The organism is Serratia sp. CY32780 (genome assembly GCF_052169135.1).
Taxonomy (GTDB): Bacteria; Pseudomonadota; Gammaproteobacteria; order Enterobacterales; family Enterobacteriaceae; genus Serratia; species Serratia sarumanii.
Map to the genome: position 1 here is coordinate 43074 of NZ_JBJNLI010000006.1, position 20402 is coordinate 63475.

22 protein-coding genes are annotated in these 20402 nt (G+C 61.6%); 9 read left to right on the plus strand and 13 right to left on the minus strand.

Going from position 1 to position 20402, the window contains the following annotated elements; genetic code table 11:
* Position 1 precedes the first annotated feature (1 nt).
* The 6 genes from tauD to ACJ8HH_RS20685 all read right to left on the minus strand — a co-directional run bounded on the left by tauD (position 2) and on the right by ACJ8HH_RS20685 (position 4962).
* Entirely contained in the window at positions 2 to 850 is an 849-nt protein-coding gene (tauD, locus tag ACJ8HH_RS20660) for a taurine dioxygenase (protein WP_060427173.1), read from the minus strand.
* Positions 847 to 1683 (minus strand): taurine ABC transporter permease TauC, encoded by an 837-nt coding sequence (gene tauC, locus ACJ8HH_RS20665; protein WP_033631937.1) that lies wholly within the window; start codon positions 1681 to 1683, stop codon positions 847 to 849. Before tauC ends, tauD begins: the two co-directional genes overlap by 4 nt.
* Entirely contained in the window at positions 1680 to 2447 is a 768-nt protein-coding gene (gene tauB / locus ACJ8HH_RS20670; protein WP_060424566.1) for a taurine ABC transporter ATP-binding subunit, read from the minus strand. The genes tauC and tauB overlap by 4 nt, the downstream gene beginning before the upstream one ends.
* A gap of 9 nt (positions 2448 to 2456) precedes the next feature.
* The gene (gene tauA / locus ACJ8HH_RS20675; RefSeq protein ID WP_033649304.1) at positions 2457 to 3452 is read right to left on the minus strand and encodes a taurine ABC transporter substrate-binding protein; all 996 of its coding nucleotides are present in this window, start codon (positions 3450 to 3452) and stop codon (positions 2457 to 2459) included.
* A 114-nt stretch (positions 3453 to 3566) separates the two neighbouring features.
* Entirely contained in the window at positions 3567 to 4349 is a 783-nt protein-coding gene (locus ACJ8HH_RS20680; RefSeq protein WP_039569229.1) for a PhzF family phenazine biosynthesis protein, read from the minus strand.
* 10 nt (positions 4350 to 4359) lie between these two features.
* Positions 4360 to 4962 (minus strand): LysE family translocator, encoded by a 603-nt coding sequence (locus tag ACJ8HH_RS20685; protein WP_039569226.1) that lies wholly within the window; start codon positions 4960 to 4962, stop codon positions 4360 to 4362.
* A gap of 118 nt (positions 4963 to 5080) precedes the next feature.
* On the opposite strand from ACJ8HH_RS20685, the gene ACJ8HH_RS20690 reads away from it, so the two are divergent.
* From ACJ8HH_RS20690 to ACJ8HH_RS20700, 3 genes are all read left to right on the plus strand, one after another.
* Positions 5081 to 6061 carry a hydrolase gene (locus tag ACJ8HH_RS20690; protein WP_033649307.1) on the plus strand — a complete coding sequence of 327 codons (981 nt, stop codon included), beginning with the start codon at positions 5081 to 5083 and terminating at the stop codon, positions 6059 to 6061.
* Positions 6058 to 6291: a YheU family protein gene (locus ACJ8HH_RS20695; protein ID WP_039569220.1), complete on the plus strand. Its 234-nt coding sequence runs from the start codon at positions 6058 to 6060 to the stop codon at positions 6289 to 6291. The genes ACJ8HH_RS20690 and ACJ8HH_RS20695 overlap by 4 nt, the downstream gene beginning before the upstream one ends.
* 151 nt (positions 6292 to 6442) lie before the next feature.
* Positions 6443 to 7312 carry a phosphoribulokinase gene (locus tag ACJ8HH_RS20700; protein ID WP_004930374.1) on the plus strand — a complete coding sequence of 290 codons (870 nt, stop codon included), beginning with the start codon at positions 6443 to 6445 and terminating at the stop codon, positions 7310 to 7312.
* 38 nt (positions 7313 to 7350) lie between these two features.
* On the opposite strand, the gene ACJ8HH_RS20705 is transcribed toward ACJ8HH_RS20700, so the two are convergent.
* Complete coding sequence (locus tag ACJ8HH_RS20705; protein WP_033654867.1) at positions 7351 to 7758, minus strand: OsmC family protein; 408 nt, start codon at positions 7756 to 7758, stop codon at positions 7351 to 7353.
* A gap of 382 nt (positions 7759 to 8140) precedes the next feature.
* Here ACJ8HH_RS20705 and crp point away from each other — a divergent pair, with 382 nt between their 5' ends.
* Both crp and ACJ8HH_RS20715 read left to right on the plus strand, forming a co-directional pair.
* Complete coding sequence (gene crp / locus ACJ8HH_RS20710) at positions 8141 to 8773, plus strand: cAMP-activated global transcriptional regulator CRP (protein ID WP_004090925.1); 633 nt, start codon at positions 8141 to 8143, stop codon at positions 8771 to 8773.
* A 51-nt stretch (positions 8774 to 8824) separates the two neighbouring features.
* The gene (locus tag ACJ8HH_RS20715; protein ID WP_033654866.1) at positions 8825 to 10903 is read left to right on the plus strand and encodes a YccS/YhfK family putative transporter; all 2079 of its coding nucleotides are present in this window, start codon (positions 8825 to 8827) and stop codon (positions 10901 to 10903) included.
* 40 nt (positions 10904 to 10943) lie between these two features.
* Here the strand turns inward: ACJ8HH_RS20715 and argD are convergent, their stop codons facing one another.
* From argD to ACJ8HH_RS20730, 3 genes are all read right to left on the minus strand, one after another.
* Complete coding sequence (gene argD / locus ACJ8HH_RS20720; RefSeq protein ID WP_060452091.1) at positions 10944 to 12161, minus strand: bifunctional acetylornithine/succinyldiaminopimelate transaminase; 1218 nt, start codon at positions 12159 to 12161, stop codon at positions 10944 to 10946.
* Between the two features lie 131 nt (positions 12162 to 12292).
* A complete protein-coding gene (locus tag ACJ8HH_RS20725) occupies positions 12293 to 12868 on the minus strand; it encodes an aminodeoxychorismate synthase component II (RefSeq protein WP_060452090.1) in 576 nt (191 codons plus the stop codon).
* Between the two features lie 72 nt (positions 12869 to 12940).
* Positions 12941 to 14467 (minus strand): helicase HerA-like domain-containing protein, encoded by a 1527-nt coding sequence (locus ACJ8HH_RS20730; RefSeq protein ID WP_039569209.1) that lies wholly within the window; start codon positions 14465 to 14467, stop codon positions 12941 to 12943.
* Positions 14468 to 14677: 210 nt separating this feature from the next.
* Between ACJ8HH_RS20730 and ACJ8HH_RS20735 the strand changes: the two genes are divergently transcribed.
* Entirely contained in the window at positions 14678 to 14947 is a 270-nt protein-coding gene (locus tag ACJ8HH_RS20735) for a hypothetical protein (protein ID WP_043148391.1), read from the plus strand.
* A gap of 17 nt (positions 14948 to 14964) precedes the next feature.
* On the plus strand, positions 14965 to 15285 hold the full coding sequence (locus tag ACJ8HH_RS20740; protein WP_225845547.1) for a type II toxin-antitoxin system RelE/ParE family toxin: 321 nt from the start codon (positions 14965 to 14967) through the stop codon (positions 15283 to 15285).
* Here ACJ8HH_RS20740 and btsR read toward each other — a convergent pair.
* From btsR to ppiA, 3 genes are all read right to left on the minus strand, one after another.
* On the minus strand, positions 15243 to 15968 hold the full coding sequence (gene btsR / locus ACJ8HH_RS20745; protein ID WP_060452089.1) for a two-component system response regulator BtsR: 726 nt from the start codon (positions 15966 to 15968) through the stop codon (positions 15243 to 15245). The genes ACJ8HH_RS20740 and btsR overlap by 43 nt on opposite strands.
* On the minus strand, positions 15968 to 17653 hold the full coding sequence (locus ACJ8HH_RS20750) for a sensor histidine kinase (protein ID WP_060452088.1): 1686 nt from the start codon (positions 17651 to 17653) through the stop codon (positions 15968 to 15970). Before ACJ8HH_RS20750 ends, btsR begins: the two co-directional genes overlap by 1 nt.
* Before the next feature lie 156 nt (positions 17654 to 17809).
* Complete coding sequence (gene ppiA, locus ACJ8HH_RS20755; protein WP_033636286.1) at positions 17810 to 18379, minus strand: peptidylprolyl isomerase A; 570 nt, start codon at positions 18377 to 18379, stop codon at positions 17810 to 17812.
* A gap of 353 nt (positions 18380 to 18732) precedes the next feature.
* On the opposite strand from ppiA, the gene ACJ8HH_RS20760 reads away from it, so the two are divergent.
* The gene (locus ACJ8HH_RS20760; RefSeq protein WP_033638609.1) at positions 18733 to 19071 is read left to right on the plus strand and encodes a PTS lactose/cellobiose transporter subunit IIA; all 339 of its coding nucleotides are present in this window, start codon (positions 18733 to 18735) and stop codon (positions 19069 to 19071) included.
* Positions 19068 to 20375 carry a 6-phospho-beta-glucosidase gene (locus ACJ8HH_RS20765; protein ID WP_060452087.1) on the plus strand — a complete coding sequence of 436 codons (1308 nt, stop codon included), beginning with the start codon at positions 19068 to 19070 and terminating at the stop codon, positions 20373 to 20375. The genes ACJ8HH_RS20760 and ACJ8HH_RS20765 overlap by 4 nt, the downstream gene beginning before the upstream one ends.
* Positions 20376 to 20402: the final 27 nt, after the last annotated feature.

Sequence of the window (20402 nt, forward strand, 5' to 3'; positions counted from 1 at the left end):
CTCAGGCCTTGTAAAAAGGCCTATCCCCCAGAATTGTCGCGCGGTGCATGATGCGCCGCTGCGGCAGATAATCCGCGTTGGCGTAGTGCTGCGTCACGCGGTTATCCCAGATCGCCACGTCATTTTCCTGCCAACGCCAGCGCACCTGAAATTCCGGTTTGGTGATGTGAGCAAACAGGAAGTTCAGCAAAGCGTCGCTCTCTTTCGGCGCCAGATCGACGATCCGCGTGGTAAACCCTTCATTGACGAACAGCGCCTGCCGGCCGCTGACCGGGTGGGTGCGTACCACCGGATGCAGCAGCGGCGGGTTTTTCTGCACCGCCTGTTGCCAGCGCTGATGCTCCTCTACACTGCCGCGATGTTTGTGTTCCGGGAACGACTTGGTGAAGTCATGCTCCGCACGCAGCCCCGCCAACAGCGTTCTGAACGGCGCCGACAGCGCCTCGTAGGCCGCGATGCCACTGGCCCACAGCGTATCGCCGCCGGTGGAAGGCAAGGTCTTGGCCGCCAGGATCGCCCCCAGCGGCGGGTTCTCGATAAAGGTCACGTCGGTGTGCCAGTTATCGTTGTCCGGCGGGTTGTCGTCGTGGGTATCAAGCACGATGATCTCTTCCACGTCGGTGGCGTGCGGATAGACCGGATGGATATGCAGATCGCCGAAGCGGCCGGCCAGATCGCGCTGCTGCAGCGGGGTGATCGGCTGATTGCGGAAGAACAGCACCTGATGCTTCAGCAAGGCGTGATAAAGCTGCTCAAACTGGCCGTCGCCCAGCGGCCGGGCCAACTCGACGTTTTCCACCAGCGCCCCGATGTAAGGCCCCAGCGGGGTGATATTCAGACGTTCGTTCATTGCTGTACTCCATGCCACGGGGTCAATCGGCGCTGCAGGGCACGCAGCCCCAGCTCCAGCCCAAATGCAATCACCGCAATCACGCCGATGCCGGCCAACACCACGTCGGTCGCCAGAAACTCACCGGCGGATTGCACCATAAATCCCAGGCCGCGCGTGGCGGCGATCAGTTCGGCGGCCACCAGCGTCGACCAGCCGACGCCCAGCCCGATGCGGATGCCGGTCAGGATCTCCGGCAGCGCGCTCGGCAGCACCACGAAACGCAGCACCTGCCAACGCGTGGCGCCCAACGCCCGGGCGGCACGCACCCTCACCTGCGCCACGCTGCGCACGCCGGCCACGGCAGACAGCGTCACCGGCGCGAAGATCGCCAGATAAATCAGTAAGATCTTTGAGGTTTCGCCGATGCCGAACCAAATCACCATCAGCGGCAGATAGGCCAGCGGCGGCACCGGGCGATAGATTTCAATCAGCGGATCGAGAATGCCGCGCACCGTGTCGTTCAGCCCCATGGCGATGCCCACCGGGATGCCGACGATTACCGCCGCCAACAGCGCTACCAGAATGCGCCCCAGGCTGGCCGCCAGGTGTTGCCACAGCGTGGCGTCCATAAAGCCTTGCGGGCTGGCGATGGTGATCAGCTGGTGCAGCACCTGCTGCGGCGCCGGCAAAAACAGCGGGCTGATCAGCTGCAGCGCCGTCACGCCCCACCAGACGATCAACACCGTCAACAGCGTGGCGCCGCTCAGCCAAACGTTGCGCGGCACGCTGAAACGGCGCGCCGCTTTGCCCTGCGGCTGCGCCGCGGCCTTCAGAGTGGAATGCAGGCTCATAGCAAGGCCTCGCGCTGTTGGAAAACTTTGCCCAGCACGTATTCGCGCTGCGCGATAAATTCAGGATCGGACTTGATGGCGCGGCAGGCTTCGCCGTCGGCATAGCGTTGGCCGAAGTTCAGCGACAGCCGCTCCACCACCTGCCCCGGCCCCGGCGACAGCAGCAACAGCTCGCTGGCGAGGAACACCGCCTCTTCGATATCGTGGGTGATCAGCAGCACCTGTTTGCCGGTATCGCGCCAAATGGTCAGCAACAGCTCCTGCATCTGCTCGCGGGTGAACGCGTCCAGGGCGCCGAACGGTTCGTCCAGCAACAACAGCCGCGGATCGGCGGCCAGAGCGCGGGCGATGCCGACGCGTTGGCGCATGCCGCCGGAAAGCTGCCAGATAAAGTGCTGTTCATAGCCCGCCAGCCCCACGCGCTGCAGCATCTGCTCCGCCACCTGGCGGCGCTGCGCCTTGCCGACGCCGGCCAGCTGCAGGCCGAACTCGACGTTGTCCACCACGTTGCGCCACGGCAGTAAGCCCTCATGCTGGAACACCACGCCCCGTTCGGCGCCCGGGCCGTGAACGGGCGTTCCATCCAGCGTGATGCTGCCAGCTGAAGGCTCGATAAACCCGGCGATCAAATTCAGCAGCGTGGTCTTGCCGCAGCCCGACGGGCCGAGCACCACCACCAGTTGCCCGGCGGCAATCTGGAACGACACGTCACGCAGCGCGGGCCGCCCCTGATACTCTGCTGAAAGATGATTGACGTTTAGCATCCTGCTTCCTTACGACTGCGGCGCAGCCTGCACCTGTTTCACAAAACGGTCGGTCACGTAAGCGCTGTAGTCGCTGTCGACCTGCGGGATCTTGCCCTGCTGCTTGAGGAATTCGGCGGTATCGCGGATCGCCTTGTCCACCGGCTGGCCGAGCTGGGCAACCTGATCCGCCACCGGCAGATAACGGTTTCCCTTCACCAGCTCCGGCACCTGCGCTTCCGGCACGCCGCTCAGGCGCGCCAGCGTGCTGAGGTGGCTCGGATCTTTCAGCCACTGCTCCGGCGCCGCCAGGTAGGCCTTTTGCGCCTGTAGGGCGCTGGCGGCAAAGGCGGTCACCACGTCGGGATGTTTCTCGGCAAAGTCTTTGCGCACCACCCACACGTCCAGCGTCGGCGAGCCCCATTCGCCCACCTGCGCGGAGTCGGTCAACACCTTGCCCTGTTTGGCCAGTTCGTTGACCACCGGCGCCCAGACGTAAGCGCCGTCGATGTCGCCGCGCTGCCAGGCGGCGGCGATGGCCGGCGGCTGCAGATTGAGGATCTTCACCTGCTCAGGCTTGATGCCCCAATGCTTGAGCGAGGCCAGCAGGCTGTAATGGGTGGTGGAGATAAACGGCACCGCAATGCGCTTGCCGATCAGATCCTGCGGGCTTTTGATGTCATTTTTCACCACCAGCGCTTCGGAGCTGCCGAGCTGCGAGGCGATGAGGAACACTTCGATGGGGAGTTTCTGGCTGGCGGCCACCGCCAGTGGGCTGGAGCCGATATTGCCGATCTGCACGTCGCCGGAGGCCAGCGCACGCAGCACGCTGGAGCCGCTGTCGAACTTACGCCAGTCGACGGTCGCGCCGGACCGTTTGGCGAAGCTGTTTTCCGCCTGCGCCACCTTGGCCGGCTCCGCCGACGTCTGGTACGCCACGGTCACGTCCACCGCGTAGGCGCTGGCTGCGCTGAGCGCCAGCGCCAACAGCGCCGCGTTGCGTAAGGAAAAGAGTTTGCCCGCCATGTTCCGCTCCGTTGATAAAAATCTGTTCAGTTGCTGACAGTTTTATCTGAGCGGTGACGGGCGATAAAAGAATAAAAAAGTCTTCTTTATTACCCTGCGTAATATAAACACGGATTACAGCGCGATCGTCCCGTGCAGGAACACGTGAGCATAGCCGCCGAGCAGCGTACGTTCCCCTTGCAGTTCGCAGAACAGTTCGCCGCCGCGCGCCGAGACCTGCTGTGCCTGCAGCCGATGGCGGCCGAGACGCGCCGTCCAGTAAGGCATCAGCGTGCAGTGCGCGGAGCCGGTAACCGGATCTTCACCGCCGTCGAGCGTGAAATAGCGCGACACGAAGTCCACGGTGTCACCCGGCGCAGTGACGATCACCGCACACCCGGCCAGCGCGATCAGCGCCGGGATGTCCGGCCGCAGCGCACGCACCTGCGCCTCGTTTTCCAGCACCACCAGCAGCGCTTTCGCCTGCCACACCTCCTGCGGCTGCACGCCCAGCAGCGCCGCGAGGCCCGCCGGCTCAGCCACCTTCTGCGGCGGCCGAGCGGGGAAGTCGAGCACCAGCCGTTCCCCGTCCTGCGCATCGCGCTTGACGAACAGCTCGCCGCCGGCCGAGCGGAAGCGAATATCCTGCAGCGCCGGGTTAACCACGCTGAACATCACATGCGCCGCCGCCAGGGTGCCGTGGCCGCAGAGATCGACCTCGCGCTGCGGGGTAAACCAGCGGATGGCGGTCATGTCGCCGTCATCCCAGACAAAGCTGGTTTCCGGCAGGCCGATCTCGTTGGCGATCGCCTGCAGCCGCGCCGCCGGCAGCGGCTGTGTCAGCAGGCACACCCCGGCCGGGTTGCCGCGCAGCCCTTCGCCGGTAAAGGCAACCACGTGATAATAATTTTCCGCCATCGTTCGCTCCTTAATGCCAGATCAGTAACACACAGGCTGCGGTCAACAACCCCATGGAAACGTTGAAGATAACCCAGGCCTTTTTGCTGCGTAGCAGGCGGCCGATCAGGGTGCCGAACGCCAGCCAGATAATGCCGGCGACGATGTTGACCGCCAAAATGCCCAGCGCGATCGCCGCAATGGAACCGTTGTACTTATCGCCCGCCAGGCTGAAGCTGGCCACCGCCCCCAGCGCCATCAGCCAGGCTTTCGGGTTGAGGAACTGCAGCAGCCAACCCTGATACAGCCGCACCGGCTGCGGCGGCGCCACGTCGGTTTCCAGTTTTTCATAGGCGGCGGTGGCGACTTTCCATGCCAGCCACAGCAGGTACAGGCTGCCGAGGATTTTCAGGATCAGGTGCAGCGACGGATAAACCAGGATCAGGCTGCCGACGCCGAAGGCCACCAGCAGCAAAATGCTTTGCATGCCGAGCATAATGCCGATCATCAGCCACAGCGAACGCATAAAGCCGAAGTTGGCGCCGGAAGTGGTCAGCAGCAGGTTATTGGGGCCGGGCGTGATGGCGGCGACCCACAGGAAGCCCAGCATCGAAAGGAATAAACTCGGTTCCATGGCACGGGTGCTCCTCACCCAAGGCGCTTTTTTGCAGTATCATTGTTAATTCTTGGTATTGAAGCTAACAGTGCGCTAGGGATCTCACAATAGCCGCCCACAACATTTTACTCAGCCTATGCCTAACACCTTTCGCCCTCTGACCGGGGCCAGTAACCCGCACCTGCAAACGCTGTTGCCGCGGCTGGTGCGCCGCCGCGTATTATTGAAACCGCATTGGCAGCGGCTGGAATTGCCCGACGGCGATTTCGTCGATCTCGCCTGGAGCGAGGATCCGGCGCAGGCGCGCGACAAACCGCGTGCGGTGCTGTTCCACGGCCTGGAAGGCAGCTTCTACAGCCCTTACGCGCATGGCCTGCTCAACGCCTGGCGCGAGCGCGGCTGGCTCGGCGTGGTGATGCACTTTCGCGGCTGCAGCGGCGTGCCCAATCGCAAGCAGCGCATCTACCACTCCGGTGAAACCGAAGACGCGCGCTTCTTCCTGCGCTGGCTGCGCGACCGCTACGGCGAGGTGCCGACCGCGGCGGTCGGCGTTTCGCTCGGCGGCAACATGCTGGCCTGCTACCTGGCGCAGCAAGGCGCCGACAGCCTGCTGCAGGCGGCGGTGGTGGTCTCGGCGCCGCTGATGCTGGAGCCCTGCGCCTACCGCATGGAGCAAGGCTTTTCCCGCGTTTATCAGCGCTACCTGCTGGGGCAGCTGAAACAAAACGCCACCCGCAAGCTGTTGCACTACCCGGACACCCTGCCGCTCAAGCTGTCCCAACTGAACGGTCTGCGGCGCATCCGCGAATTCGACGACGCCATCACCTCGCGCATTCACGGCTTCAGTGACGCCACCGACTATTATCGCCGCTGCAGCGCCCTGCCGCTGTTGCCGGCTGTCCAAACGCCGCTGCTGATCATCCATGCGAAGGACGATCCCTTCATGACCCCTGAGGTGATCCCCGACGTCGCCGGCCTGCCGCGCAATATCGAATATCAGCTGACCGAGTTCGGCGGCCACGTCGGCTTCGTCGGCGGCACGCTGAAAAAACCATACATGTGGCTGGAGCATCGCATTCCGGCCTGGCTTTCCCCTTATCTGGACATCCCGACGTGATCATTCCCTGGCAAGAACTGGCAACCGACACCCTCAACAGCCTGATCGAATCTTTTGTACTGCGCGAAGGCACCGATTACGGCGAGCACGAACGCTCGCTGGAACAGAAGGTGGAGGACGTGCGCCGCCAGCTGAAAAACGGCGAAGTGGTGCTGGTGTGGTCGGAACTGCACGAGAGCGTCAACATCATGCCGCGCGGCCAGCTCCGCGCCGGGCAGGAAGAAATTTAGTGGCGATCGGTTCTATGACTGACGGAAAAAATCAGGTAACAATGGGGCATTGCAAACCAGCGCGCGCCATTTTTTCCCGAGATAGAGAGCGTCAACAAGAGCCACAATAATCCCCTGACGCCGGCGCATTCAACACGGAGTGACAACCACCATGTCTGCCAAACATCCCGTTATCGCGGTGACCGGTTCCAGCGGCGCCGGCACCACCACCACCAGCGTGGCGTTCCGCAAAATATTCCAACAACTCAACATCCGCGCCGCCGAGCTGGAGGGCGACAGCTTCCACCGCTACACCCGGCCGGAAATGGACGCGGCGATCCGCAAGGCGCGCGATCTGGGCAGACACATCAGCTATTTCGGCCCCGAGGCCAACGACTTCGGCCTGCTGCAGCAGAGCTTCATCGACTACGGCAAGAACGGCACCGGGCGCTCGCGCAAGTATCTGCACACCTACGACGAAGCGGTGCCCTACAATCAGGTGCCGGGCACCTTCACCCCGTGGGAACCGCTGCCGGCGCCGACCGACGTGCTGTTTTACGAGGGGCTGCACGGCGGCGTGGTCACCGAGCACCATGACGTGGCCAAGCACGTCGACCTGCTGGTCGGCGTGGTGCCGATCGTCAACCTGGAGTGGATCCAGAAACTGATCCGCGATACCGGCGAGCGCGGCCACTCCCGCGAAGCGGTAATGGATTCGGTGGTGCGTTCGATGGAAGACTACATCAACTACATCACGCCGCAGTTCTCGCGCACCCACATCAACTTCCAGCGCGTGCCGACGGTGGACACCTCCAACCCGTTCGCCGCCAAGGCGATTCCCTCACTGGACGAAAGCTTCGTGGTGATCCACTTCCGCGGGCTGGATCAAATTGACTTCCCCTATTTGCTGGCGATGCTGCAAGGCTCGTTTATCTCGCACATCAATACGTTAGTGGTGCCGGGCGGCAAGATGGGGCTGGCGATGGAACTGATCATGGCGCCGCTGGTGCAGCGGTTGCTGGAAGGCAAGAAGATCGAATAAACGCGTTGAGCGCGGCGCCGGGCCGCGCTCCGCCTCGATTACGCCGCTTGGCGGATCTCGAAGCTGTGGGTCACCGTGGCGGCCTTGTTGAGCATCAGCGCCACCGAGCAATATTTCTCCGCCGACAGGTTCACCGCACGCTCGACGATCTTGTCGGTCAGATCCTGGCCGGTAACGATGAAATGCAGGTTGATATGGGTGAACAACCGCGGAGCTTCTTCGCGGCGCTCGGAGGTCAGCTTCACCTCGCAGTCGCGCACGTCGTTGCGCCCTTTTTGCAGGATGGACACCACGTCGATCGCGCTGCAGCCGCCCACCGACATCAGCACCATCTCCATCGGGCTGGGTGCTTTATCGCCGGCGTTGCCGTCCATCAGCACCTGGTGGCCGGAGGCCGATTCACCCAAAAACGTTAACCCTTCCACCCATTTAACTCTTGCCTGCATTCTGATCACTCCGGTTGATTTCTTAAAATCAGAGTACGCTTTCGCATAGAAACAGGCAACGTAACCTGATGCTAATCATGCTGAAGCGAGACAACACGAGACACCCGCCTTACTCTGTGCTACAAACAGAGCCGCAATAAATCTTTCCGGGACACTGAATTTCAGGGAAACGCCCAGAGAAAGGCTCCTTTACCGGTATGTTAACAGAATGTAGCTTGCAGCGCTTACGGCAAGTTAATATGCTAGAGCGACAGCGTATTTTTATGACACGCCTCAAAACTTGCCGGTAGCCCTCGCTCATGACTGCGGCTACAGGCGGGTTTTACAGGGAACTCTGACCCCTGTGACACAAGGCAGCGATAACAACAGAGGATAACAGCGAATGGTTCTCGGCAAACCGCAAACAGACCCTACTCTCGAATGGTTCCTGTCTCATTGCCATATCCACAAATATCCATCGAAGAGTACGCTGATTCACCAAGGTGAAAAGGCCGAAACGCTTTACTACATCGTGAAAGGCTCCGTCGCGGTGCTGATCAAGGATGAAGAAGGTAAAGAGATGATCCTGTCCTACCTCAACCAGGGGGATTTCATCGGCGAGCTCGGATTGTTCGAAGAAGGCCAGGAGCGCAGCGCCTGGGTTCGCGCGAAAACCGCCTGTGAAGTGGCCGAAATTTCCTACAAGAAATTCCGCCAGCTGATCCAGGTGAACCCAGACATCCTGATGCGTCTGTCCGCCCAAATGGCGAGCCGCCTGCAGGTCACCTCCGAAAAAGTGGGCAACCTCGCCTTCCTGGACGTTACCGGCCGCATCGCGCAAACCCTGCTGAATCTGGCGAAGCAACCCGACGCCATGACTCACCCGGACGGCATGCAGATCAAGATCACCCGCCAGGAGATCGGCCAGATCGTCGGCTGCTCGCGCGAAACCGTTGGCCGTATTCTGAAAATGCTGGAAGATCAAAACCTGATTTCCGCCCACGGCAAAACCATTGTCGTCTACGGCACCCGTTAATCCCTGAAGAAACGGCGCAATCTGCGCCGTTTTTTTTATCTGCTCTCTGCCATGTGGCGCCGCCTGATCTACCACCCGGAAATCAACTACGCACTGCGACAAACGCTGGTGTTGTGCCTGCCGGTGCTGTTCGGCCTGCTGATAGGCCAGCTGCAGCTCGGCCTGATGTTCTCTCTGGTGCCCGCCTGCTGCAATATCGCCGGTCTGGACACGCCGCATAAGCGCTTCTTTAAACGGCTGGTGGTTGGCGGCTCGCTGTTCGCCTTCAGCAGCGTGCTGCTGCAACAGGCACTGCTGTGGCACGTGCCGCTGCCGGCGCTGATGCTGGGCCTGGCGCTGCTGCTCGGCGTCACCGGTGAAATCAGCCCGCTGCACGCCCGGCTGTTGCCGGCGGCGCTGGTGGCCGCCATCTTCGCCCTCAGCACGGCCGGCACAGTACCCATCTGGCAGGCGCCGCTGCTATACGCCATCGGCACCGTCTGGTACGGCTTATTCACCTGGTTCTGGTTTAAGCTGTGGAAAGAGCAGCCGATGCGCGAGACCCTGAGCCAGCTCTACCTGGAACTGGCGGACTATTTCGAAGCCAAATACTCGCTGCTGACCCAGCACACCGATCCGCAAACCGCGCTGCCGCCGCTGCTGGTGCGCCAGCAAAAGGTGATGGATCTGATCAGCCTGTTGTACCAACAGCTTAATTTCCTGCCGCACGCCAACAACCTCGAGCAAAAGCGCCTGCAGCGCGCCTTTCAGGTGGCGATGGATCTGCAGGAGCACATCACCGTCAGCCTGCATCTGCCGGAGGAGGTGCAAAAACTGGTGGAGCAGAGCCAGGCCGAAGCGATCATTCGCCGCAACGCTCAGGTGATCGCCGGCCGGCTGCGCGTAGTGGCGCACGATATTCTCTATCATCAACATTCGAAGCGCTTCTCCATGGCCCACGAGCTGGCGGCGCTGGAAAAAATGGCGGCGCAGCATCCCGATAACCCGGTCGGCCAGTTTTGTTATTACCACTTCAGCCGCATCGCCCGCCTGCTGCGCACCCAGCATCCGCTATACCGCCGCGACCTGATGCCCGGCCAGCACCGCCTGCCGTTTTGGCCGGCGCTGGCCAGCTATCTGTCGTTCAAGTCCACCGCCCTGCGCAACGCCGCGCGGCTGGGCGTGACGCTGGCAGTCGGCAGCAGCCTGGGTGCGGTGTTCAATCTGCCGAAGCCTTACTGGATCCTGCTCACCATCATGCTGGTGAGCCAAAACGGGTATAACGCCACCCGGGTGCGTATTCAGCACCGTGCGCTGGGCACGATTGCCGGGCTTTTGCTGGCGGCCGGGCTGCTGCAGCTGCAGTTGCCGGAAGGCGAAACGCTGAGCATCATGTTGGTGATCACGCTGCTGGCCTACCTGGTTTCGCGCAAGAACTACGGGCTGTCGGTGATTGGCTTTACGGTCACGGCGGTTTACACCCTGCAGCTGCTGGCGCTGAACGGCTCGCATTTTCTGGTGCCGCGCCTGATCGATACGCTGATCGGCTGCGTGTTGGCGTTCGGCGGCACCATTTGGCTGTGGCCGCAGTGGCAAAGCGGGCTGCTGCGCAAGAATGCCCATCAGGCGCTGGAGCAAGATCAAACCGCGCTGCGGTTGATGCTGGAACAGCCGGAACCGGACGCCACCGCGTTGGCCTATACCCGCATGCAGGTCAACCAGGCGCACAATGCGCTATTCACCTCGCTCAATCAGGCGATGCAGGAGCCGGGGTTCGCGTCGGACTATCTGGCGGACATGCGGCTGTGGGTCACGCATAGCCAGTTCATCGTCGAGCACCTGAACGCCATGACCATTCTGGCGCGCGAACACTACATGCTGACGCCAAAACTGGCGGAAGCGTATCTGCAGGCCTGTGAAATCGCGCTGCAAAGCTGCCAACAGCGGTTGGAATACGACGGCCCGAGCAGCGGCAACAGCGGCATCATGCAGCCGCCGGATCTGCATCCGGAGATGCCCGTTACCGAGATGGAGCGCCATCTGCGGCGCATTCTGTCGCACCTGAGCGTGATGCACACCATTTCGTCGCTGGCCTGGCGCCAGCGCCCGCACCACGGCATTTGGCTCAAGCGCAAACTGCGCGATCAATAAGGGCGCGGCATGCCGCGCCCCGTTATATACCGCGCGGGCGTCAGGCGTTGATCACATCCTGCACCGCCAGCTCGAACAGCGCCATGCCGGCCTCGATATCCTGCAGCTCCACCACCAGCGACGGCGCGAAACGGATCACGTTCGGCCCGGCGTTGAGGATCATCAACCCGCGCGCGGCGGCGGCGGTGAGGAAGTCGCGCGCTCTGCCGTGATAATGCGGCGTCAGCTCGGCGCCAATCAGCAACCCCATGCCGCGAATCGCGGTGAAAATACCGTATTTATCGCCGATATGCTGCAAAGCCTGCACATACAGCGCATGACGCTGCTCGATGCCGCTCAGCACCTCCGGCGTATTGATCACGTCCAGCGCTGCCTCCGCCACCGCGCAGGCCAGCGGGTTGCCGCCATAGGTGGTGCCGTGGCTGCCCACCTGCATCACCGACGCGATCTCTTCGGTAGTCAGCATGGCGCTGACCGGGAAACCGCCGCCCAGCGCCTTGGCGGTGGTGAGAATGTCCGGCGTCACGCCATAATGCATATAGGCGAACAGTTTGCCGCTGCGCCCCATGCCGCTTTGCACTTCGTCGAACACCAGCAGCGCCTGATGTTGGTCGCACAGCTCGCGCACGCCTTTGAGGAAGCCGGCATCGACCGGCGTAATGCCGCCCTCGCCCTGAATCGGCTCCATCACCACCGCGCAGGTGTGGTCGTCCATCACCGCCTTCACCGCCGCCAAATCGTTGAACGGCACGTGCACGATGTCGGCCGGCTTCGGCCCGAACCCGTCGGAATATTTGGCCTGCCCGCCCACCGACACGGTGAACAGCGTGCGGCCGTGAAACGCGTTATAGAAGGCGATGATTTTGGTTTTGTAGGGGCTGTGGCGGGTGATGGCGTAATGACGCGCCAGTTTGAACGCCGCCTCGTTGGCCTCTGCGCCGGAGTTGGCGAAGAACACCCGATCGGCGAAGGTGGCGTCGATCAGCTTGCTCGCCAGGCGCAGCGCAGGTTCATTGGTGAAGACGTTGCTGGTATGCCACAGGGTTTCGCCCTGGCGTTTGAGCGCCTCGACCAGCGCCGGATGGCAGTGCCCCAGCGCCGTCACCGCGATGCCGCCGGAAAAATCGATGTACTCTTTTCCCTGTTGATCCCAGACCCGGCTGCCTTGGCCGCGCACCGGCACAAACTGGGCAGGTGCATAAACAGGCAGGATCACTTGGTCAAAGGTGCTGCGGCTCACTGCGGATTTTTCAGTCATTTTCGGCTCCACCCTGAAGGTTTTTCAGCGCTATCGTAATGTCAGATTGAAAACATAATCACGAAATATGCATAAAAAACCAATCAAGCGCAAACGCAAAACGCCTGGCGGGCGAAAAAAACGCATCGGGATTAACGCTGGAGGAAATTATCCAGCAGCTGGTGGCCCTGCTCGCTGAGCACGCTTTCCGGATGGAACTGCACGCCTTCCAGCGCCAAAGTGCGGTGGCGGATGCCCATGATCTCGTCGCGCACGCCGTCGCGTTCGCTCCAGGCGGTCACTTCAAAACAGTCCGGCAGCGTATCGGCTTTCAGCACCAGCGAGTGATAGCGGGTCACGGTCAGCGGATCGCTCAGGCCGCGAAACACGCCGACGCCCAGATGACGAATCGCCGAGGTTTTGCCGTGCATCACCGCGCGGGCGCGCACCACCTCGGCGCCGAACGCCTGCCCCAGCGCCTGGTGCCCCAGGCACACGCCGAGGATCGGCAGCTTGCCGGCGAAATGACGAATGGCGGCCAGCGAGATACCCGCTTCGTTCGGGGTGCAGGGGCCAGGGGAAATCACCAGATGCTGCGGCGCCAGCCGCTCGATATCGGCCAGCTGCAGCTCATCGTTGCGCTTCACCAGCACCTCGGCGCCCAATTCGCAGAGGTACTGGTAAAGGTTATAGGTAAAGGAGTCGTAGTTATCGATCAGCAGCAGCATGTTAGGTCCGGCAGAGAAAAATGCCGCCACAGTGTACTGATTTAACCCGCCGCTGCCGACGATAATTTCCGCTTACTTTTTACGGCCGCCGGTGATCGAGCCCAACACGCCGCGCAAGATCTGGCGGCCGAGATCGCGCGCCATGCTCTTGGCAGCGGTCTGGACGATGCCGTCGCGCTTGCCGCCGCGCGGGCCGGTGGAACCGAACAGCAGCTCGTTCAGGCCGTCCATCAGGCCGCCGCCCGCCTGCTGTTGTTGCTGTTGCGCCTGCGGTTGCTGCCCCTGCTGCGGGGTGCCGACGGTGGCAAAACCGCCCGACGACAGCTTCTCGTAGGCGGACTCGCGGTCAATCATATCCTCATAGCGGCCATACAGCGGCGACTTGTTGATCGCACTGTTCAGCCCTTCCGCGCCGAGCATGCCCATTTTGGATTCCGGCGCGATCACCATCGCCCGCTCCACCACATTCGGCCGGCCCTTCTCGTCGAGGAATGACACCAGCGCTTCACCCACGCCCAGCTCGGTGATCGCCGTTTCGGCATCGAAGGCCGGATTGGCGCGCAGGGTTTGCGCCGCCGTCTTCACCGCCTTCTGATCGCGCGGCGTGAAGGCGCGCAGCGCATGCTGCACGCGGTTACCCAGCTGGCCCAGCACGCTGTCCGGGATGTCCAGCGGGTTCTGGGTGACAAAGTAAATGCCGACGCCTTTGGAGCGGATCAGGCGCACCACCTGTTCGATCTTGGTCAGCAGCGCCGCCGGCGCGTCGTTGAACAGCAGGTGCGCCTCATCGAAGAAGAACACCAGCTTCGGCTGTTCAGGGTCGCCCACTTCCGGCAGGTGCTCGAACAGCTCAGCCAGCAGCCACAGCAGGAACACCGAATACAGCTTCGGCTGATTGATCAGCTTGTCCGCCGCCAGCAGGTTGATCACGCCGTGGCCGTTGGCGTCGGTTTTCATCAGATCGTTGATGTCGAGCATCGGCTCGCCGAAGAACTGGTCAGCGCCCTGCTCTTCCAGCGTCAGCAACCCGCGCTGAATAGCGCCGATCGACGCGGCAGAGATATTGCCGTACTGAGTCTGGAATTGTTTGGCGTTGTCGCCGACGAACTGCAGCATGGTGCGCAAATCCTTCATGTCCAGCAACAGCAGCGCGTTGTCATCGGCGATCTTGAACACCAGCTGCAGCACGCCGCTTTGCACCTCGTTCAGATCCAACAGGCGCCCCAGCAGCAGCGGCCCGAGATCGGAAATCGTGGCGCGGATCGGGTGCCCCTTTTCACCGTAAATATCCCACGGGATAATGGTGCAGGCCTGCGGCTGCCAGTCGCTGACGCCGATCGCCGCCAGGCGCGCCTGCAGTTTCTCGGAAGGCACGCCCTCGGCGCCGATGCCGGACAGATCGCCCTTCACGTCCGCCAGGAACACCGGCACGCCGATGCGCGAGAACTGTTCGGCCATTTTCTGCAGCGTCACCGTCTTGCCGGTGCCGGTTGCCCCGGTGATCAGCCCGTGGCGGTTGGCCAACGCCGGCAAAATCACCAGATCCTGCTCCGGTTTTCCGTCTTTCATCGCTTTGGCGATAATCCGTGGTTCACTCATTTTCTGTTCCTTTGACGCTGACGCGGCGCGAAACGCGCCTGTGGATGCAATAAAGCTATAAGCGCCGCGTAACCCCGTCAAGGACAAACAAAAAGGGCGCCGTCGGGGCCTGATGAATTCAGATTGCGCTTAGCGTCAAAGCGCCTTTGCTTGAACAATAAAGCACCAGTGCTATAGTGAGCATTACGCTGTATATACGAGGTAAATACCATGTCTGAATCTACCGTGGTAATCCGCGTGGATGAAGAGTTAAAAACCGCTTTCGCCAGCGCGGCAAAGGCCGCCGATCGCACGGCTTCGCAACTGCTGCGTGATTTCATGCGCGAGTTTGTCCGCCGCCAGGCGCAACAGGAAGAGTACAACCAGTGGTTAAAGGAAAAGGTCGAGGTAAGCCGCAAGGCGTTGCGTGAAGGCAAATTCGCCGACGATGAAGAGGTGGCCGCTTATTTCGCCGAACGCAGAGCCAAATCAACGCGATAAAACACAAAAGGACTTTTGTGAAACTGACATGGACGGAACCCGCCATCGCCGATCGTCTGGCGATTTATGAATGGTTGGAACTTAAAAATCCGGCCGCCGCCGCAGAAAATGATGCAAAAATCGCTGACGCGGCGGCACGCCTCGTGCATCATCCCGCCAGCGGGAAAACGGGGCGGATAGCGGTACGCGCGAGCTGGTCATCTCCCCGTCCTATTTGCTGGTCTATGAATGGGCGGCTCAACGCGTCATCGTATTGGCCATCGTGCATACTCGCCGTCGGTGGCCGCCGGCATAGTCACCCCCGCAGCCCCAACTGCTCCTTCAGCGCTTTCAAATAGCGCCGGCTGACCGGCACCGGATCGCCTGCCGACATGATCATCTCCGCCGCGCCGCCCTCTTCGAAGCGGATCTCGCGCACCTGCTCCAGATTGACCAGATACTGCCGATGGCAGCGCACCAGCGGCGTACGGCTTTCCAGCGTGCGCAGCGTCAGCTCGGTGAAACACTCCATGCCGTCGCTGCGCACCACGAAGACCCCGCTCAGTTTGGAGCGGATCGCCAGCACTTCGTCGAAGCGCAGCAGATAGATGCGGCTGTGGCCGGTGCAGGGAATGTATTTCAGGTAACCGGCGCTCTCTTCCAGCGCCGCCATGTCCTGCGGCGCACTGCGCTGCCGCAGACGTTGCAGCGTCTTGCTCAGCCGCTTCGGCTCCGCCGGCTTCAGCAGATAGTCGAAGGCGTGCTCCTCGAATGCCTGCACCGCGTATTCGTCGTAGGCGGTCAGAAACACGATGTGCGGCATGCGGTTGGGATCCAGCATGCCGACCATTTCCAGCCCGCTGATGCGCGGCATCTGGATATCGAGAAACACCACGTCCGGCTGCAGCCGGTGGATCTGGCTGATGGCTTCAATGGCGTTGGCGCACTCGCCGATAATCGCGATCCCCGCTTCAGCTTCCAGCAGGTGGCGCAGGTTGTCGCGCGCGGAAGGTTCATCGTCAACAATCAGTGCGTTTAACATCAGGCGGCCCTCTCCATGGGAACATTGAGCGTAATGCGGGTGTAGGCGTCCGGCTGGCAATCCACCTGCACGCCATAGCCTTCGCCGTAGCGCACGCGAATGCGTTTATCCACCAGGTTCATCCCCAGCCCGCTGCAGTTCGGCTTCGGCTGGAACAGCCCGGCGTTGTCCGTCACCTGCAGCAGCAGATGCTCCCCTTCGCAGCAGGCGCCGATTTCGATGCGGCCCACGCCCAGCAGATGCGAGGTGCCATGCTTGATGGCGTTCTCGACGATCGGCTGCAGCGAGAACGCCGGCAGCCGCACCGCCAACAGCGCCTCCGGCAGCGATACCGCGATCTCCAGCCGATCGGCGAAGCGCGCTTTCTCGATCTGCAGGTAGGCGTTCACGTGTTCAATCTCGTCCGCCAGGCTGACTTCGTCATCCGAGCGTTTGAGGTTTTTACGAAAGAAGGTCGAGAGAGACTGCACCAGATCGCAGGCGCGTTCGCCATCGCGGCGGATCACCGCCACCAGAGTATTCAAGGCATTGAACAGGAAATGCGGATTGACCTGCGCATGCAGCAGCTTGATCTCCGACTGCGCCAGCAGCTGCTTGTGGCGCTCGTACTGTCCGGCTATGATCTGCGCCGACAGCAGGCTGGCGATGCCTTCGCCCAGCGTACGGTTGATGGTGCTGAACAGCTGGCTTTTCGGCTCATACAGCTTGATGGTGCCGATCACCCGCTGATTTTCGCCGCGCAGCGGGATCACCAGCGTCGATCCCAGCTTGCAGGCCGGATTGATCGAGCAGCAGTAAGAGAGCTGATTGCCGTCGGCGTACACCACCTCGTTGTTGTCGATGGCGCGATGCGAATGCACCGAGGCGATCGGCGTGCCCGGCAGGTGGTGATCGTCGCCGATGCCGATAAAGGCCAGCAGCTTGTCGCGATCGGTGATCGCCACCGCGCCGATGCCCAGCTCCTGATAGATCACCCGGGCGACCTTCATGCTGTTCTCCTGATCGAAGCCCTGCCGCAGGATGCCCTCGGTGCGCTCGGCGATCTTCAGCGCCTTGGAAGAGAAGGCGCTGGTGTATTTTTCGAACATCGCGCGCCTATCCAGCAGGATTTGCATGAACATCGCCGCGCCGACGGTATTGGCGATCATCATCGGCAGCGCGATGTGCTCCACCAGCTGCAACGCTTCGTCGTAGGGGCGCGCCACCGCCAGGATGATCGCCATCTGCAGCACTTCCGCCACCAGCGCCACGCCGCCGACAAACAGCGGATTGAACAGCAGCTCGATGCGCCCGCGGCGCATGGCGATGCTGTGTACGATGCCGCCGACCAGGCCTTCCGACACCGTGGAGATCGCGCAGGCCACATCGGTCATGCCGCCGAGCGTATACCGGTGCAGGCCGCCGGTCAGCCCGACCAGAAAGCCCACCGACGGCCCGCCCAGCAGACCGCCCAGGACCGCGCCTATCGCGCGGGTGTTGGCGATCGAATCCTGAATGTGCAGCCCGAAATAGGTGCCCATGATGCAGAACACCGAGAAGATCACGTAGCACAGCAGCTTGTGCGGCAGGCGGATGGTCACCTGCATCAGCGGGATGAACAGCGGGGTTTTGCTCAGCAGATAGGCGATAACGAGATAGACGCACATCTGCTGCAACAGCAACAGCACCTGGTTAAATTCATACATGGCAGCAACTCATCCAGAGACAACAAAGGGCGAACGCCGGATTTCCGGTCTGATTATTGTCTGCCGATTAGAGCATGAGGCGCGGGAGAAAACAGTGATGAAGGCAAGGCTTCGAGAGGAAGGAGCGGCCGACCCCAACGGGATCGGCCAAAAAACTTACGGCAGCACCTTGGCCGACAGAATCACCACCGGTTTGGTTGGTACATTCTGGTAAGGGCCGACGTTGCCGGTTGGCACCTGGGCAATTTTGTCCACCACGTCCATGCCTTTCACCACTTTGCCGAACACCGCGTAGCCGAAGTCACGCTGGCCGTGATCCAGGAAGGCGTTATCCGCCACGTTCAGGAAGAACTGGCTGGTGGCGCTGTCCTTGTCGGCGGTGCGCGCCATCGAGATGGTGCCGCGCAGGTTGCGCAAGCCGTTGTCGGCTTCGTTCTTGATCGGCGCCTTGGTGGATTTTTGCTGCATGTCAGCGGTGAAACCGCCGCCCTGGATCATAAAGCCAGGGATCACGCGATGGAAAATGGTGTTGTTGTAGTACCCGCTGTTCACGTAATCGACGAAGTTCTGGGTGGAAACCGGTGCCTTCTGGCTGTCGAGCGCCAACTCGATATTCCCCGCCGAGGTCGTCAGCATGACGTGGGTCTCACCGGCGGCGAGTGCGGCTGGCGCCATCGCTGTGAGGGAACACAGCGCGACGAAGGTCACTAAAGTACGTTTGAACATTAACGGGTCCTTTCTCTGAGAGACAAACAACGGAAAAGCGCTTTGATTCTAAAGAGCTGTATCGGCAAGTACCAGCCATTTACCTATATTTACCCAATTACGGGACATATCCTAGGCGGCCCTGAATTTTGCTGCGGAAAGTATGGGCGCAGAAGGCTTTTTTGCCAACCGCATCACGCATTTTTTGCCCCGCGCCGCCCTGGGTTGATTTTTGCGATCTGCCTCCCAGTTTGCACACGCATTGCCGTTACTCTATATAAATGAGAGCGCTCTCATTATAAAAAGAGCGGATACTGAAGCATCCCACGGCGGCGTCGCCGCGCAACCCCTGGAGAAATGACGTGAGTGAACTGATGACTGAAGTCAGCCCCGAGTTTGAAAGCACCATCATGGAACTGCTGGTGTTCTCCGGCAGCGCGCGCAGCAATGCGTTGACGGCGCTGCGGCAAGCGCGCGCCGGCGATTTCGCCGCCGCGGCCAAGCACATGGCCGAGTCCAAAGAGTGGGTGAAGAAAGCACACCTGATCCAGACCGAGCTGATCGGCCTGGACGAAGGCTGCGGCAAACTGGCGATCAACCTGATCACCGTGCATGCGCAGGATCATCTGATGAACGCCATGGTGATCCAGGATCTGGCCGACGACATGATCGAGCTCTATCGCCGTCAGTCGCAGACGGAGGGCCGCCCATGAGCACGCTTAAAATCGCCGTGATCGGCGGCGGCAGCAGCTACACTCCCGAGCTGGTGGACGGGCTGATCCAGCGCATCGAGGAGCTGCCGGTCACCGAACTGGCGCTGGTGGACGTCGAACCGGGCCGGCAAAAAGTGGAAACCATCGCCGCCCTGACCCGCCGCATGCTGGCGCACCACGGGCTGGAGCAGGTGAAGGTCAGCGTGCACTTCGCGCTGGATGACGCCATTCGCGGCGCCGCCTTCGTGCTGACCCAGTTCCGCGTCGGGCAACTGCCGGCGCGCGCCGCCGACGAACGGCTGGGCCTGAAATACCAGCTGCTCGGCCAGGAAACCACCGGCGTCGGCGGCTTCGCCAAGGCGCTGCGCACCATCCCGGTGATGCTGGACATCGCTCGCCGGGTGGAAACGCTGGCGCCGGACGCCTGGATCATCAATTTCACCAACCCGGCCGGTATCGTCACCGAGGCGGTGTCCCGCTTTACCAAAGCGAAGATCATCGGCCTGTGCAACGTGCCGATCAGCATGCATCACATGATCGCCAACATGCTGCAGGCGCCTTACGCCGACGTGCAGCTGCGCTTCGCCGGCCTGAACCACATGGTCTGGGTGCATCAGGTCACGCAGCAGGGGCGCGACGTCACCGCCAAGGTGATCGACATGCTGTGCGACGGCGCGGCGCTGACCATGAACAACATCAAGGAAGAGCCCTGGCAGCCGGACTTCCTGCGCGCGCTCGGCGCCATCCCCTGCCCCTACCACCGCTATTTTTACCAGACCCGCGAGATGCTGGCGGAAGAGATGGCCGCCGCCGGCGAGCGCGGCACCCGCGCCGAGCAGGTGATGCAGGTGGAGAAAGAGCTGTTCGAGCTGTATGCCGATCCGCAGCTGAACACGAAACCGGAGCAGCTCAGCTTCCGCGGTGGTTCTTTCTATTCCGAAGTTGCGCTGGAGCTGATTCGTGCTATCCATAATAATCTCGGCACGCAATTAGTGGTCAACACCGCAAACCGCGGCGCTATCCATGGCCTGCCGGACGATGCTGTGATAGAAATCAACTGTATCGTTGATGCTCAGGGCGCGCACCCGCTGACCTTCGGCCCGCTGCCAGAGCCGATGCAGGCCCTGACGCAGCAGGTGAAAGCCTACGAACGCCTGACCATCGAGGCGGCGGTGCACGGCGATCGCCGCAGCGGGTTGCTGGCGCTGATCGCCAACCCGTTGGTGGGCAACGCCAACCTGGCGCAGCCGCTGCTGGAAGAGGTGTTGACGATAAACGCGCCGTATTTGCCGCAGTTCAGGTAAGCGGCTATACGCAGCCAGACAGGGGTT

What these genes read in the sequence shown, in the direction of transcription:
- tauD (WP_060427173.1), bottom strand. Translation starts at nt 850, where the DNA reads ATGAACGAACGTCTGAATATCACCCCGCTGGGGCCTTACATCGGGGCG.
- tauC (WP_033631937.1), bottom strand. Translation starts at nt 1,683, where the DNA reads ATGAGCCTGCATTCCACTCTGAAGGCCGCGGCGCAGCCGCAGGGCAAA.
- tauB (WP_060424566.1), bottom strand. Translation starts at nt 2,447, where the DNA reads ATGCTAAACGTCAATCATCTTTCAGCAGAGTATCAGGGGCGGCCCGCG.
- tauA (WP_033649304.1), bottom strand. Translation starts at nt 3,452, where the DNA reads ATGGCGGGCAAACTCTTTTCCTTACGCAACGCGGCGCTGTTGGCGCTG.
- ACJ8HH_RS20680 (WP_039569229.1), bottom strand. Translation starts at nt 4,349, where the DNA reads ATGGCGGAAAATTATTATCACGTGGTTGCCTTTACCGGCGAAGGGCTG.
- ACJ8HH_RS20685 (WP_039569226.1), bottom strand. Translation starts at nt 4,962, where the DNA reads ATGGAACCGAGTTTATTCCTTTCGATGCTGGGCTTCCTGTGGGTCGCC.
- ACJ8HH_RS20690 (WP_033649307.1), top strand. Translation starts at nt 5,081, where the DNA reads ATGCCTAACACCTTTCGCCCTCTGACCGGGGCCAGTAACCCGCACCTG.
- ACJ8HH_RS20700 (WP_004930374.1), top strand. Translation starts at nt 6,443, where the DNA reads ATGTCTGCCAAACATCCCGTTATCGCGGTGACCGGTTCCAGCGGCGCC.
- ACJ8HH_RS20705 (WP_033654867.1), bottom strand. Translation starts at nt 7,758, where the DNA reads ATGCAGGCAAGAGTTAAATGGGTGGAAGGGTTAACGTTTTTGGGTGAA.
- crp (WP_004090925.1), top strand. Translation starts at nt 8,141, where the DNA reads ATGGTTCTCGGCAAACCGCAAACAGACCCTACTCTCGAATGGTTCCTG.
- ACJ8HH_RS20715 (WP_033654866.1), top strand. Translation starts at nt 8,825, where the DNA reads ATGTGGCGCCGCCTGATCTACCACCCGGAAATCAACTACGCACTGCGA.
- argD (WP_060452091.1), bottom strand. Translation starts at nt 12,161, where the DNA reads ATGACTGAAAAATCCGCAGTGAGCCGCAGCACCTTTGACCAAGTGATC.
- ACJ8HH_RS20725 (WP_060452090.1), bottom strand. Translation starts at nt 12,868, where the DNA reads ATGCTGCTGCTGATCGATAACTACGACTCCTTTACCTATAACCTTTAC.
- ACJ8HH_RS20730 (WP_039569209.1), bottom strand. Translation starts at nt 14,467, where the DNA reads ATGAGTGAACCACGGATTATCGCCAAAGCGATGAAAGACGGAAAACCG.
- ACJ8HH_RS20735 (WP_043148391.1), top strand. Translation starts at nt 14,678, where the DNA reads ATGTCTGAATCTACCGTGGTAATCCGCGTGGATGAAGAGTTAAAAACC.
- btsR (WP_060452089.1), bottom strand. Translation starts at nt 15,968, where the DNA reads ATGTTAAACGCACTGATTGTTGACGATGAACCTTCCGCGCGCGACAAC.
- ACJ8HH_RS20750 (WP_060452088.1), bottom strand. Translation starts at nt 17,653, where the DNA reads ATGTATGAATTTAACCAGGTGCTGTTGCTGTTGCAGCAGATGTGCGTC.
- ppiA (WP_033636286.1), bottom strand. Translation starts at nt 18,379, where the DNA reads ATGTTCAAACGTACTTTAGTGACCTTCGTCGCGCTGTGTTCCCTCACA.
- ACJ8HH_RS20760 (WP_033638609.1), top strand. Translation starts at nt 18,733, where the DNA reads ATGACTGAAGTCAGCCCCGAGTTTGAAAGCACCATCATGGAACTGCTG.
- ACJ8HH_RS20765 (WP_060452087.1), top strand. Translation starts at nt 19,068, where the DNA reads ATGAGCACGCTTAAAATCGCCGTGATCGGCGGCGGCAGCAGCTACACT.